General features: G+C 69.4%; 12 protein-coding genes. 8 read left to right on the plus strand and 4 right to left on the minus strand.

Annotated elements, in window-relative coordinates; all coding sequences use genetic code 11:
* Positions 1 to 4: 4 nt before the first annotated feature.
* From AACL56_RS16790 to AACL56_RS16800, 3 genes are all read left to right on the plus strand, one after another.
* The gene (locus tag AACL56_RS16790; protein ID WP_339090944.1) at positions 5 to 1,345 is read left to right on the plus strand and encodes a sulfate adenylyltransferase subunit 1; all 1,341 of its coding nucleotides are present in this window, start codon (positions 5 to 7) and stop codon (positions 1,343 to 1,345) included.
* A gap of 42 nt (positions 1,346 to 1,387) precedes the next feature.
* A complete protein-coding gene (fdxA, locus tag AACL56_RS16795; protein ID WP_339090945.1) occupies positions 1,388 to 1,717 on the plus strand; it encodes a ferredoxin FdxA in 330 nt (109 codons plus the stop codon).
* A 116-nt stretch (positions 1,718 to 1,833) separates the two neighbouring features.
* Entirely contained in the window at positions 1,834 to 2,859 is a 1,026-nt protein-coding gene (locus tag AACL56_RS16800) for an NAD(P)/FAD-dependent oxidoreductase (protein WP_339090946.1), read from the plus strand.
* Positions 2,860 to 2,865: 6 nt separating this feature from the next.
* Here the strand turns inward: AACL56_RS16800 and AACL56_RS16805 are convergent, their stop codons facing one another.
* Positions 2,866 to 4,167 carry an aspartate aminotransferase family protein gene (locus tag AACL56_RS16805; RefSeq protein WP_339090947.1) on the minus strand — a complete coding sequence of 434 codons (1,302 nt, stop codon included), beginning with the start codon at positions 4,165 to 4,167 and terminating at the stop codon, positions 2,866 to 2,868.
* A 112-nt stretch (positions 4,168 to 4,279) separates the two neighbouring features.
* On the opposite strand from AACL56_RS16805, the gene AACL56_RS16810 reads away from it, so the two are divergent.
* Positions 4,280 to 5,020, plus strand: a complete 741-nt coding sequence (locus AACL56_RS16810) for a TetR/AcrR family transcriptional regulator (RefSeq protein ID WP_339090948.1) — start codon at positions 4,280 to 4,282, stop codon at positions 5,018 to 5,020.
* Here AACL56_RS16810 and AACL56_RS16815 read toward each other — a convergent pair.
* Complete coding sequence (locus AACL56_RS16815) at positions 5,007 to 5,933, minus strand: LysR family transcriptional regulator (RefSeq protein ID WP_339090949.1); 927 nt, start codon at positions 5,931 to 5,933, stop codon at positions 5,007 to 5,009. The genes AACL56_RS16810 and AACL56_RS16815 overlap by 14 nt on opposite strands.
* 84 nt (positions 5,934 to 6,017) lie before the next feature.
* Here AACL56_RS16815 and AACL56_RS16820 point away from each other — a divergent pair, with 84 nt between their 5' ends.
* The 3 genes from AACL56_RS16820 to AACL56_RS16830 are packed head-to-tail and all read left to right on the plus strand — an operon-like array spanning position 6,018 to position 9,219.
* The gene (locus AACL56_RS16820; RefSeq protein ID WP_339090950.1) at positions 6,018 to 7,028 is read left to right on the plus strand and encodes a Bug family tripartite tricarboxylate transporter substrate binding protein; all 1,011 of its coding nucleotides are present in this window, start codon (positions 6,018 to 6,020) and stop codon (positions 7,026 to 7,028) included.
* On the plus strand, positions 7,025 to 8,260 hold the full coding sequence (locus AACL56_RS16825) for an aromatic ring-hydroxylating dioxygenase subunit alpha (protein ID WP_339090951.1): 1,236 nt from the start codon (positions 7,025 to 7,027) through the stop codon (positions 8,258 to 8,260). Before AACL56_RS16820 ends, AACL56_RS16825 begins: the two co-directional genes overlap by 4 nt.
* Positions 8,257 to 9,219 carry a PDR/VanB family oxidoreductase gene (locus tag AACL56_RS16830; protein WP_339090952.1) on the plus strand — a complete coding sequence of 321 codons (963 nt, stop codon included), beginning with the start codon at positions 8,257 to 8,259 and terminating at the stop codon, positions 9,217 to 9,219. The genes AACL56_RS16825 and AACL56_RS16830 overlap by 4 nt, the downstream gene beginning before the upstream one ends.
* Here AACL56_RS16830 and AACL56_RS16835 read toward each other — a convergent pair.
* Positions 9,193 to 11,088 carry an adenylate/guanylate cyclase domain-containing protein gene (locus tag AACL56_RS16835; protein ID WP_339090953.1) on the minus strand — a complete coding sequence of 632 codons (1,896 nt, stop codon included), beginning with the start codon at positions 11,086 to 11,088 and terminating at the stop codon, positions 9,193 to 9,195. The genes AACL56_RS16830 and AACL56_RS16835 overlap by 27 nt on opposite strands.
* A 371-nt stretch (positions 11,089 to 11,459) precedes the next feature.
* Here AACL56_RS16835 and AACL56_RS16840 point away from each other — a divergent pair, with 371 nt between their 5' ends.
* Complete coding sequence (locus tag AACL56_RS16840) at positions 11,460 to 12,806, plus strand: purine-cytosine permease family protein (RefSeq protein ID WP_339090955.1); 1,347 nt, start codon at positions 11,460 to 11,462, stop codon at positions 12,804 to 12,806.
* Here AACL56_RS16840 and thiD read toward each other — a convergent pair.
* Positions 12,760 to 13,599: a bifunctional hydroxymethylpyrimidine kinase/phosphomethylpyrimidine kinase gene (thiD, locus tag AACL56_RS16845; RefSeq protein ID WP_339090956.1), complete on the minus strand. Its 840-nt coding sequence runs from the start codon at positions 13,597 to 13,599 to the stop codon at positions 12,760 to 12,762. The two genes, AACL56_RS16840 and thiD, sit on opposite strands and share 47 nt — an antisense overlap.
* Positions 13,600 to 13,668: the final 69 nt, after the last annotated feature.

Raw genomic sequence — 13,668 nt, forward strand, 5'->3', positions numbered from 1 at the left:
CTCAATGAACGCTGCTGTCATATCCAACGCCCCGCCCACCGATGTCCATGGCGACACCGGCACCGCCCTGCGCTTCATCACCTGCGGCTCGGTCGACGACGGCAAGAGCACGCTCATCGGCCGCCTTCTGGTGGACAGCAAGACCGTGCTGCAGGACCAGCTCGCTGGCGTGCAGCGCGGCGGCGAGACCGACCTGGCCCTGCTCACGGACGGGCTGTCGGCCGAGCGCGAACAGGGCATCACGATCGACGTGGCCTACCGCTACTTCTCGACCGCCAAGCGCAAGTTCATCATCGGCGACGCGCCGGGCCATGAGCAGTACACCCGCAACATGGTCACGGCCGCCTCGGCCGCCGACGCGGCCGTGGTGCTGGTCGACGCGACCAAGCTGGCCTGGGCCGCCGAGGTGGAAGACGGCACCGTGGTCAGGCGCGAACTGCTGCCGCAGACGCGCCGCCATACGCTGCTGTGCCACCTGCTGCGCGTGCAGTCGATCGTGTTCGCGGTCAACAAGCTCGACGCCATCGGCGACGCCGGCCTGGCCTTCGAACGCATCTCGACCGCACTGAACGCCTTTGCCGAAGCCGCGGGCGTGAAGGTCGCGGCCATCGTGCCGATCTCCGCACTCAAGGGCTGGAACGTGGCCACGCGCCATGCCGACTGGGTCGGCTACGAAGGCCCGAGCCTGCTGGAGCTGCTCGAGGAGCTGCCAGTCACCGCGCAGGACGAGGCCGTGCCCTTCGCCTTCCCGGTGCAGTGGGTCGAGAAGTTCTCCGCCTCGGCCGACACCTCGCAGGGCCGCCGCGTGTTCTGGGGCCGCGTGGCGTCGGGCCATGTGGAGCCGGGCCAGCGCGTGACCGTGCTGCCGGGCAACCAGACCGCCACCGTGGCCCAGGTGCTGAACCACACGCGCCAGCCGCAGGCGGTGCATGCAGGCCATAGCGCCGGCATCGTGCTCGACCGCGAAGTCGACGTGTCGCGAGGCGACTGGCTGCTGGCGCCCGGCGCCTTCGAGCCGGTGCGCGAGATCAGCGCCACAGTGGCCTGGCTGGACGACGAGCCGCTGGTCGCGGGCCGCGTGTACTGGGCGCTGCAGGGCCACCGCTGGGTCAAGGCCAAGGTCGCGCGCATCGTCGACCGGGTGAACATCACCACGCTCGGCTCCGAGCCGGCGACGCAGCTCGAGGCCAATTCGATCGGCGACGTGGTGCTCGCGCTGCAGCAACCGCTGGCCGTGCTGCCGTTCGCGCAATCGCGGGCGCTGGGCTCGCTGGTGCTGGTCGACACGGCCTCCCACAAGACCTCCGCCGCGGTACTTGTGCAACCTTCGGCCGCAAAGGCCTAAAATCTAGGGTTTTTCCCGACCACTTCTGACGTAAAAAGACAAATGACCCACGTCGTCTCCGAAGCCTGCATCCGTTGCAAATACACCGACTGCGTGGACGTTTGCCCCGTCGACTGCTTCCGCGAAGGTCCCAACATGCTGGTGATCGATCCGGACGAATGCATCGATTGCGCGGTGTGCATCCCCGAATGCCCGGTCAATGCGATCTATGCCGAGGAAGACCTGCCGGCCAACCAGATCGCCTTCATCAAGATCAATGCCGAACTGGCCCAGGCCGACGGCTGGAAGAGCATCACCAAGCGCAAGCCCGCCCTGCCCGACCATGAAGAGTGGAAGGACAAGACGGACAAGATCGGGGAACTGGTGCGCTGAAGGGGTTCTCCCCCATGCTTCGCGCACTTCGTGTCGCCTCGCACGCCCCCTCGCCGGGGGCGATACCGGCGGCCCGGCAAAGCCGGTTTCGCGGTATCCCTGGACTGGACGCGTAGATGCCTTCCCCCACTTTTGAGACCGATGCGCTGATCGTCGGTGCCGGCCCTGTGGGGCTGTTCCAGGCCTTCCAGCTGGGCCTGCTCGAGATTTCCTGCCACATCGTCGACGCGCTGCCCGCCGCGGGCGGTCAATGCGTGGCGCTGTATGGCGACAAGCCGATCTACGACATCCCCGGTACGCCCAAGACCAGCGGGCGCGACCTGGCGCAGTCGCTGCTGCAGCAGGTGGCGCCGTTCAAGCCGCAGTTCCACTTCGGCGAACAGGTCGCCACGCTCGAGCGCCAGGCCGACGAGCGGCTGCTGCTGACCACTTCGGGCGGCAAGTCCTTCCTGGCGAAGACGGTGTTCATCGCCGCCGGTGTCGGGGCCTTCGTGCCCAAGCGCATCGCGCTGGACGACATCGGCCGTTTCGAAGGCACGTCGCTGTTCTATCACCCCGAATCGCTGGACCGCTTCGCCGGTCAGGCGGTGATGGTCAACGGCGGCGACGACATCGCGCTCGAAACAGCTATCGCGCTCACGGTCATCGCCAGGCAGGTCACGCTGGTGCACCGTCGCGACGGTTTCCAGGCCGCCGAAGCCACGGTGGCCGCCATGCGCGCGCTGGTGGCCGAAGGCAAGCTGGCCTTCCGCGTCGGCCAGCCCAGCGCCTTCGACGGCCGGCAACTGCAGATCACCACGCCCGACGCCACCACGGTGCAGTTGCCGCTCGACGCGCTGGTCGCCTGCCTGGGCATCTCGCCGCGGCTCGGCCCCATCGCCGACTGGGGCCTGGAGCTCGAACGCAAGCAGGTGCCGGTGGACACCGAGAAATTCGAAACCCGCGAACGCGGCGTGTTCGCCGTGGGCGACATCAACACCTACCCGGGCAAGAAGAAGCTCATCGTCTGCGGCTTCCACGAGGCCACGCTGGCCGCCTGGGGCGCCACGGCCATCGTGTTCCCGGGCAAGGCCGTGCACCTGCAATACACGACCACCAGCACGCGGCTGCACGAGCTGCTGGGCGTTGCCGACGCCCGCTGAAGCCTGTCAGTCGATACGGGGCAGCAGCGTCCCGTACTCGCCAATGAAGCTGCCGATGGCCGCGACGAAGCGGTCGATATCCGCATCCGTCACCGGCAGCGACAGCACGACGAACCCCCGCGGCGATGCGTAGATGCCCTGTGCCAGCAGGTGGAAGAACAGCAGCTGGCGCAGCCGCCCATCCACACCCGCCAGGTCGTCCGACCGCAGCACCTCGCCGGCCAGGAAATGCGCATTCATCAGCGAACCGATTCCGGTGAACTGCAGCGCAACCCCCTCTTTCGCGCACAGCGCACCGAGCCGCGCCCGCATGGCCTCTCCGCGCGCGGCCAGTGCGCCGGCAGCCTCGGGCGGGAACAGCTTCGTGAGCCCCGCATGGCCGGCCGCCATCGTCATCACGTTGTTGTTGAAGGTGCCCGAATGCGACAGCGAGCCGGTGCGCGGATCGAACTGCGCCATCACGTCGGCGCGCCCGCCGAAAGCACCGAAGGACATGCCGCCGCCGATGTACTTGCCCAGCGTGGTGAGGTCCGGGCGGATGCCCAGTTGGTTGGCCAGACCGTGCGGCGCCAGGCGCGAAGTCATCACCTCGTCGAACACCAGCAGCGCGCCCACGCGCGTGGCCGATTCGCGCAGCACCTGCAGGAACTCCAGCCGCCCGGGGATGCAGCCGCTCGCGCCCTGCATCGGCTCGGCCAGCACGGCTGCGATGTCGGGCCCGTGCCTTTCGATCTGCTCACGCGCCACCTGCGCGTCGTTGTAGGGCAGCACCAGGAAGTCGAACGGCACGGTCGTCGGCAAGGGCTTGGCGCCGAAGCCCAGCACGCCGCCGTGGTAGCCGCCCGAGAACACCACGATCTTGCGGCGACCCGTGAAGTGCAGCGCCGCGGTGAGCGCCATCAGGTTGGCTTCGGTGCCCGAATTGGTGAAGCGCAGTTGCTCGATCTGCGGAAAGCGTTCGCAGATGAGCCGGGCCAGGCGCCCTTCGAGCAGGTTGTGCCCCGTGAGGTTGATGCCGCCCTGCATCGCTTCGATGACGGCCTCGCGGATCTCCGGCGCCGAGTGGCCGTAGACGCCCGCCGTGTACTCGGCGATGAAGTCGGCGTAGCGGTGGCCATCAGCGTCCCACAGCGTGGCGCCCTCGCCCCGGGCGATGGTGAGCGGGAACGGCGCATAGAACAGCACCGAGCGGCTGTTGGCACCCGGCATGTAGCGCGCCTGCTCGTCGAACTGGCGGCGGCTCGCCGGGTTGGCGTTGGTGAAGCGCAGGTGCGCGTCGGCAAGGGCCTGGTCGATGCGGTCGGTCATGGGAAACGTCCTCGGCTGGGTTGTGCGTAGTTCAGTGAACATCGAATTAATTGATCGACGCTCAATTAATATTGTTTATAGCGCCAATTCAACTGCCGCACAATCGCAGCCGATGCCCGCACCTACCAAGAAAGAAGCCCCGCCCCGAACCGCCGGCCGCCCCGCCGGTGGCGCGGCCCTGACCAGGCAACGCATTGCCGAGGTGGCGCTCGCCCAGATCGACGAGTTCGGCCTGGGCGCCTTCAGCATGCGCGAGGTCGCGGCGCGCCTGGGCGTCTATCCGGCCGCGGTGCACTGGCACGTGAGCACGCGCGAGGCCCTGCTGGCCGAGGTGGCGTCGACGGTCATGGCGCAGGTCACGCCGCCGCCGGGCAAGCTGGCCTGGCAGGCGTGGATCGCCGAACTGTTCCGCCGCTGCCGTGCTGCCGTGCGCCAGCATCCCAACGTGGCCCAGTTGCTGGGCGCCCAGCTGGTGTCCAACGGCAGCCTGCCGATCGAGCTGGTCGAGGGCGTGCTGACCGCGCTGACAGAAGCCGGCTTCGAAGGCGAGCCGCTCCTGGAGGCTTACAACTGCACCATCGCGGCGATGCTGGGCTTCCTGACGATGGAGTTTTCTCCCCTGCCCGCCGACAACACGCAGGCCTGGGCCGAGGAGCTGCGCGAGCGCGTGCACACCATCCGCCCGCTCGACCACCCGGTGCTCACGCGCAACCTGCCGCTGCTGGCCAACAAGGCGTTCATCCTGCGCTGGGACAACGGCACGGCGGTGCCGCTCGACAGCAGCTTCGAGCGGCATGTGCAGCTCACGATCGACGGGCTCGAGGCCTTCGCACGAAGGCTCAAGTCGCAGTAGCCCCTGCGTCGCGCCCGATGCGCAGCAGCGCGTCCTTCAGCCACAGCACGCCCGCGTCCGAATTGGAGCGCCGGTTCCAGCACACGACCGATCGGTAGCCCTGCAGTTCGAACGGCAGCGGATGCACCGCGAGCAGATGGCGAAAGCGGTCCGCCACGCGCAGCGGCATCACGGCGACATGGTCGGTCTGCGCCAGCAGGTCGACGATCTGGCCGAAGCTCGTCATGGCCACGCTCATGTTGCGCGTGCGGCCCAGCCGCGCCAGCACCTGGTCGATGAGGTCGTCGAGCGCCGAGCTGCCGTAGCCCAGGAACACGTGCGGTGAGGCACAGAACGCATCCAGCGTGGCGCTTTCGCTCATCGCCGGATGCCCGCGCCGCACCGCCACCACGTAACGGTCTTCGTAGAGCAGCGCCGATTCGCAGTCGCTCGGCGGCTGCAGGCGCGGCAGCACGGCGATGTCGAAGTCGCCCTTGCGCAGCCGCTCCGTCAGCGTGAGGAACGAGCTGGTCTCCCAGTAGATGCGCACGCGCGAGCCGCAAGCCACCAGTTCGTTGGCCAGCGTGGGCAGCAGCAGATGGCTTGCGTAGTCGCCGCCCGAGATGCGGAAGATGCGCTGCGACGCCGCCGGGTCGAAGCCTTCGCCCGGCTCCAGCATGGCCGACAGGTCGGCCAGCACGCGCTCGACCTGGCCGGCCAGCGCCTGCGCGCGTGCCGTGGGTTCCACGCCGTGCGCGGTGCGCGTGAACAGCGGGTCGTCGAAGGTGTCGCGCAGGCGGTTGAGCGACGCGCTCACCGCGGGCTGGCTCAGGAACAACCGGGTCGCCGCGCGCGACACGCTGCGTTCGCGCATCAGCGCATCGAAGGTCCGCAGCATGCCGACGTCGAGGCTGCGGATATCACGTTGGGCCATATCTCATATTCAAAGCTTCGAATTGCCCGTGGGGCGGGCTGTCCGTATCGTTGAGCGCACAAGTACATCACGACTGGAGACACGATGAATCGGTTCAGACCCTCGCCGGGCGGGACGGCCACGCGCCGCCGCACGCTCGGCATTCTTGGCGCAGGCTTCGCGGCGCTCGCGGCCGGCCCCGCCTTCGCGCAGGCGCCGCACTTTCCCAACCGCGTGGTGCGCATCGTCCCGTTCGGCTCGGGCGGAGGCCCGATGGACACCATCGCCCGCGTCTACGCCGAGAGGCTCAAGGCCCGCTGGAACCAGCCGGTGATCGTCGAGGCCCGGCCCGGCGCCAGCGGCACCATCGCTGCCGATGCCGTCGCCAAGGCGGCACCGGACGGCTACACCGTGCTGCTCACGCTGCCGCTCACGCACATCAACAACGTGGTGCTGCAGCCGAAGCTGCCGTACGACCCGGTGAAGGACTTCGAACCGCTGTCGCAGCTGGCCACCGGCGGACCGATGCTGATCGCACGCGCCTCGGCGCCGTTCTCGAACGTGCGCGAGTTCGTGGCCTACGCCAAGGCCCATCCGGGCGTGTCGTACGGCACCTGGGGCAACGGCTCCAACGCGCACCTGTTCGGCGAGCTGCTGGCGCGCCAGAACGGCATCGACCTGGTCCACGTGCCCTACAAGGCCGAGGCCGCCGCCCACAACGACATGTTCGGTGAGGCGCTGGGCGTGGCCTGGGCCAATCCCGCGACCGCGCGCGGCCTCGCGCAAGCCGGCCGCATCAAGGTGCTCGGCATCACGGGGCGGCAGCGCGTTCGCTCGATGCCCAACGTGCCGACCTTCACCGAGCAGGGCTTCCCCGGCTTCGACCTCGACAGCTGGATCGGCGTGTACGCACCCGCGAAGACGCCTCAGCCCGTGCTCGACGAGTGGTCGACCGCGCTGCGCGAGATCACGAAGATGCCCGACATCCAGGAGCGCCTGGCCGGCTTCGGATTCGAACCCCTCGGCAGCACGCCTGCCGAGTTCCGGGCCAACTACAAGGCCGACTTTCCACGCGTCGCGGACCTCATCAAGGCCGCAGGAGTCACCCCCGAATGAGCGCCGTCGCACCTTCCGGTACCGCCGCACCGACCGCCGGCGAGTGGCAACCCATCGCCTTCGACACCGGCACCGCCTATGGCCGCAAGCCGCCGAGCCACAAGCCCGAGCTGACCGAAGTCGGCGCCGGCACGCCCATGGGCGAACTGCTGCGCCGCTACTGGCACCCGATCGGGCTGGCAGGCGATGCCACCGACACGCCGCGCCAGGTGCGCGTGCTGGGCGAAGACCTGATCCTGTTCCGAGACAAGACCGGCCGCCCCGGCCTGGTCCACTGGCGCTGCGCGCACCGCGGCGCCTCTCTCTACTACGGGCGCGTCGAGGAAGAAGGCATCCGCTGCTGCTACCACGGCTGGATGTTCGACGTGCAGGGCCACTGCGTCGACCAGCCCTGCGAGCCCGACGGCGGCGCGCGCAGCCGCGGCCGCGTGCGCCAGCCCTGGTATCCGGTGCAGGAGCAGTACGGGCTGATCTGGGCCTACCTCGGCCCGGCCGAGAAGAAACCGGTGCTGCCTAGATACGACTGCCTCGAGACGCTGGACGAGGGCGAGACGCTGGAGGCCGACGGCAACAGCATCGGCGGCGGCGGTCCGCAGGTCATCCCCTGCAACTGGCTCCAGCACTACGAGAACGTGGCCGACCCGTTCCACGTGCCGGTATTGCACGGCAGCTTCAGCGGGACCCAGTTCGTGGCGCTCATGGGCCAGATGCCCGACGTGACCTTCGAGAGCACCGAAACCGGCGTGATGATCACCTCGATCCGCAAGCTCGAAGACGGCGGCACCTTCCGCCGCGTGGCCGGCCCGGTGCTGCCGACGCTGCGCGTGGTGCCGAACCCGCGCGTGGCCGCCTACGGGCGGGTGGAGTCGATCGGCTGGGTGCTGCCGATCGACGACCACAGCTTTCGCATCTACACCGTGGGCCGCGTGAAGACGCCAGGCGATCTGGCGCGCGTGCGCTCGCGGCTGAACGGCAAGCTGTGGGAGGAACTGAGCGAAGCCGAGCACCGCGCCTTCCCGGGCGACTACGAGGCTCAGGTGAGCCAGGGCGCGATCACGGCGCACTCGGAAGAGCACCTGGCCTCGTCGGACCGCGGCATCGTGATGCTGCGCCGGCTGCTGCAGCGCCAGCTCGATGCGGTGCGCGAAGGCCGCGATCCGGCCGGCGTGAGCTTCGATCCGGCGGCGCCGCCCGTGCAGTTCGAGGCAGGCAACTTTCTCGTGCGCGAATGAGCGCGCTGCTTCGCGTGCGGGTGGCGCAGAAGACCGTCGAGGCCGAAGGCGTGGCCGGCTTCCGGCTGGTCGCGGCCGACGGCGCGCCGCTGCCGCCCTTCGCGCCCGGCGCGCACATCGACGTGGCCCTGCCCGGCGGGCTGGTGCGTCAGTATTCGCTGTGCAACCTGCCGGCGCAGGACGCGCACTACGAGATCGGCGTGCTTCGCGACGCCGGCTCTCGCGGCGGCTCGCTGGCGATGCACGACGCGGTGCACGAAGGCGCGGTGCTCGACATCAGCCCGCCGCGCAACCATTTCCCGCTCGACGAAGGCGCCACGCGCAGCGTGCTGCTGGCCGGCGGCATCGGCGTGACGCCGCTGCTGTCGATGGCGCAGCGGCTGGCCGCACTCGGGGCGGACTTCGTGCTGCACTGCTGCAGCCGCACCGCCGCGCGCGCGCCCTACCGGCGCCGGCTGGAAGACGGCACCTTCGCGGACAAGGTGGTGTTCCACCACGACGACGGCCCGCCGGCGCAGCGCCTCGATCTCGTGTCGGCACTGGGTGGGCCCGCGCCGGGCAAGCACCTGTACGTGTGCGGCCCCCAGGGGTTTCTGGAAGCGGTGCGCGCCGCCGCGCGTGCACTGCAGTGGTCCGACACAAGCGTGCATTTCGAATACTTCTCCGGCGCCCCGCTGCCGGCCGGCGGGCAAGCCGGATTCGATGTCCAGCTGCGCAGTTCGGGACGGGTGGTTCGCGTGCCCGCGTCGCTCAGCGTCGTGGACGCGCTGGCGGCCGAAGGCATCGACATTCCGGTGTCGTGCGCACAGGGCGTGTGCGGCACCTGCCTCACGCGCGTGCTCGAAGGCGACATCGAGCACAACGACCTTTACCTGACGCCCGCCGAGCAGGCGGCCAACGACCAGTTCCTGCCCTGCTGCTCGCGCGCGCGTTCAGCCCGGCTGGTGCTCGACCTCTAGCAGCTCGTGGAGCGCCATGCGCGTCTGCCGGCCGCGCAGTTCCGCAAGCTCCTCGATGCGCCGGGTCGAAAGCCGTCCGCCGAGCCCTTCGAAGGTGGCCTGCGAGATCAGCGTGCGCGTGCCCAGGTCCTTATTGGCGCCCTCGATGCGGCTTGCCACGTTGATCACGTCGCCCACGGCGGTGTACGACAACCGGTCGCTCGACCCCAGCACGCCCGCGATCGCCAGGCCCGTGTGGATGCCGATGCGCGTGCGGAATTCGCGCATGCCTTCGGCGCGCCACCTGGCGTTGAGCTCGTTCATCTCGGCATGCAGTTCCAGCGCGGCGATGCAGGCGCGGTATTCGGCGTCGTCCAGGTTCGAGGGCGCACCCCACAACACCATGATGCCGTCGCCCATGAACTTGTCGACCACGCCGCCGTGCCGCGCGAAGATGCGGGCAGCCAGGTTGAAGTACTCGGTGAGCTGCGTCACCAGCACGTCGGCCGGCAGCGATTCCGAGATCGAGGTGAAGCCCTCCACGTCGGTGAACATCGCGGTGATGCGGCGCGGCGAGCCGCTCGGCCCGAGGGCATGGCCTTCGGCCACGAGCTGCTTGATGACGTCCACCGGCACGAACTTGCTGAACGCCTTCAGGCTTCGCGCAGACTCGTCCAGTGCCTGGTTGAGGTGCTGGATTTCCAGCACGCGGCTCGACGCCAGCGGCAGGTTGTCGAGTTCGAGCCGACCGATGCGGCGCGCCACGCGCGACAGGTTCTCGATGGGCTGCGTCACCAGCCTGGACAGCCGCAGCGAGATCAACAGGGCCAGGCCCAGAAAGGCGAACGTGAGCAGCAGCGCCCATGCCACGGCGCGCTGGAGGTCGCCGAGCAGCAGGTCCTCGGGCTCCCAGCTGACCAGTTGCCAGCGCGTGGTGGGCAGGTGCGAGGTCTGCACCAGGTAGCGCCGGCCTTCGTGGGTCACGGCGAAGGCCATGTCCTCGGCCGCGCCCGCGGTGCCGGCGGCCAGCATGTGCGCGTGCACCGCGCCCAGCACGCCGCTGTCGGGCGACCCCAGCTCGCGCACCGGGTCGGGATGGTCGCTGCGCGCCAGCACATGGTGGTCGGCGCTCAGCACCGCGCTCTCGCCGTGGCCCAGCTCGCCGAAGATGCGCACCAGCTTCGACAGGTGCCCCAGCGACACGTTGGCGGACACCACCATGTGCTGGGTCCGGCCTTCGTCGTCGAGCCGGCCGGCAGGTTCCGCCAGGCTGATCGCAAGCTCCTGCGTGGCGGCCGAAAGGAACGGTGCGGTCCACACCGGACGTTGCGCCTTCACCGCGTCGGTGAACCAGCTGCGGTGCGTCGGGTCGTAGTCGCTGCGAAAGGCGCTGATGCTGTTCGTCGCGAAGCGCTGGCGCGCATCGCCGCCCTCCGCGTCGGGCGAGCGCTTGTACTGCCAGGTCTCGGTGCTGAACCCGGCGCCGCGCTGCACGTGGCGGATGGCCGGCGAAGGCAGGCGCAGCGCGGCGGCCAGGTGGCCGTCGTCGGTGGCCACGTTGAGGCTGTCGAACTCCGGGTTCTGCTCGAGCAGCGTCCAGAGCATCTCGGCCGTCTGCTCCCCGTCCTCGCCCGCCGCATGCAGGCTGGGCGAATCGCCGATCGCGCGGACCACCCCGCCGGCCTTGGCGAGGAAGGCATGCATGTGGTCCTCGACGCGGTCGTGGTTGATCTTGTGTGCGGCCGTGCCCACCTCGGACACCAGCCGCTCGACCGCCCAGTAGCCCAGCCCGACCAGCAACAGCGACTGCACCAGCGCGACGGCGCAGATGATGGTGCCGACGTCCACGCGGAAACGCCGCATGCGAATGCTTGCGAAATCGTGTGCCATGCCGGTGCCGCTCCTCTGTGTCCGCGCGAATGGATGCGCGCCCTCGTGTTCCGTGTCCGCCCCCCGGACGATTCTGCTCCCACGCCCCCGAATGGCACGCCCGGCGTTGCGGCTTCCCGACACCGGATAAACTCCGCCCTGCGCCGTGGACCGCCACGGCGCATTCGCTAGGGGTGCTGGGCGGCTTGCCGCCCGGCTGAGAAAGTCCCTTTGAACCTGATTGCGCTTGCCACTCACCTGGCAGGCCCGAGTTAATCCTCGCGCAGGGAAGCTGGTCCGGTGGCCTCTCACGCCCTCTCGTGTTTCATCGCGTGACGGCACGCCGCCCGGGCCCCGCCCACCTGCCAAACCCTTTGCACTGGAGCAAACGGATGGCACACGACAACGACGACACCGCCCCCGGCGCCAACGAGGCGCTGACACCGCTGCACGCATCGCAGCGCGTGTTCGGCTGGCACGACCATGCCTCGCTGTGGTTCAGCCTGGGCGTGGGCCTGCTGGTGATGCAGATCGGCGCCTACCTGGTGCCTGCCGTCGGTACGCGCGACGCGGCGCTGGCGATCCTGCTTGGCTCGTGCCTCGGCGCCGGGCTGCTGGCCTGGACGGCCCGCCTGGGCTGCGAAAGCGGGCTGGCCAGCGCCGGCCTGATGCACGCCACCTACGGCAGCGCCTTCGCGCGGCTGCCGGTGCTGCTCAACATCGTGCAGCTGGTCGGCTGGACCACGTTCGAGCTGGTGGTGATGCGCGAAGGCACGCAGGCCATCGGACAGTCCGCGTTCGGCCCTTCGCTGGGCAGCCCGTGGGGCGGCGTGCTGACCACGCTGCTGTGGGGCGCGGTGCTGATGGCGCTGCTCGCAGGCTCGATGGTCAGGCTGGTGAGGCGCTTCGTGAGCCGCTTCGGACTGCCGCTGGTGGTGTTGTCGCTGCTGTGGCTGAGCTGGCAGTTCGCCACGCAACTTCATGCCAAGGGGCTGGACGCCTTCTGGGCGCGTCCGGGCGACGGCAGCATGGGCATGTTCGGCGCGCTCGACCTCGTGATCGCCATGCCGGTGTCCTGGCTGCCGCTGGTGGCGGACTACGCGCGCCACGGCAAGCGCGGCGCGGGTGGGCTCGGCAGCGCCTTCGGCGGCACCTGGATCGGCTACGCGCTGGCCAACGTCTGGTGTTATGCGCTGGGCGTGATGGTCGTGAGCGTGGCGGAACCCGGCACCGGCCTGGTCACGGCGCTGCTGCTGGCGCAGGGCGGGCTGGTGGCGCTCGGGCTGATCCTGATCGACGAGCTCGACAACGCCTACGGCGACGTGTACTCGGGCTCGGTGTCCACGCACAGCCTGCTGCCGCGCTGGAGCGTGAAACGCTGGGGCCTGCTGCTGGCGGCGCTGTGCATCGTGCTCGCATTGGTGCTGCCGATGCACACGCTGGAGCCCTTCCTGCTGCTGCTGAGTTCGGTCTTCGTGCCGCTGTACGGCGTGATCATCGGACGGCTGGGCAGCGGCCGGGGAGTGCAGGCCACCGGCGCTCGCAAGGTCGACATGAGCGCGGCCCTCATCTGGATCGCCGGCATCGCGGCATACCACGCGCTCGCGAAATGGGCGCCGCAATTCGGCTCGGCGCTGCCGACGCTGGCCGCGACCTTCGTGCTCGCGTGGCTCAGCCGCCCCAGGCCCGCCGCTACGACGGCAGGCGGTGCGTCGGCACTGGCGCGAAGCCGTGGTTGAGGGGACCATGCCCCGCGCCGACCTTCACGTCCGCGCCGGCCGCCATCGCGCCGAGGACGTAGGCACGCGCCTGCTCGACCGCCTCGGGCAGCGCCGCGCCCAGCGCCAGGTGCGCGGCAATGGCCGACGACAGCGTGCAGCCGGTGCCGTGCAGGTTGCGGCTGGCAATGCGCCGCGACGCCAGCCGTGTTCTTTCGCCGTTGGCCTGCAGCAGCACGTCGACCACTTCGTCGCCGGGCAGGTGCCCGCCCTTGAGCAGAACGCCTTTCGCACCGAGCGCGAGCAACCCGTCGGCCGCGGCGTCGAGCGCCTCGATGCCGCCGATGGGACGGCCGATCAGCAAGGCCGCCTCGTCGAGGTTGGGCGTCACGACCAGCGCGCGCGGGAACAGCTCCCGCACCAGCACCTGCACCGTTTCGGCGGCGATGAGGCGGTCGCCGCTGGTGGCGACCATCACGGGGTCGAGCACCACGTTCTTCAGCTGGTAGCGATCGATGGCCCAGGCCACCACCTCGACGACCTCGGGCGCATGCAGCATGCCGAGTTTGACGGCATCGACCCCGATGTCTTCCACCACGGCCTGGATCTGGGCCTTGAGGAAATCGGGCGGCACGCCGTGGATGCCCGACACGCCGAGCGTGTTCTGTGCGGTGAGTGCAGTGATGGCCGTCATGCCATAGCAGCCGAGCGCCGCGAAGGTCTTGAGGTCGGCCTGGATGCCGGCACCGCCGCCGCTGTCGGAACCGGCGATGGAAAGCACGCGTGCGTAGCGCTGGGTGGAAGCTGGGGTCATGCCGAAAATTATCGGCGACTGTTTCCCCTGTCTTGCTCCTTCCTCTTCCGCATGAGGGCAAGGGTGAGG

The organism is Variovorax paradoxus (assembly GCF_902712855.1).
GTDB classification, from domain to species: domain Bacteria; phylum Pseudomonadota; class Gammaproteobacteria; order Burkholderiales; family Burkholderiaceae_C; genus Variovorax; species Variovorax paradoxus_Q.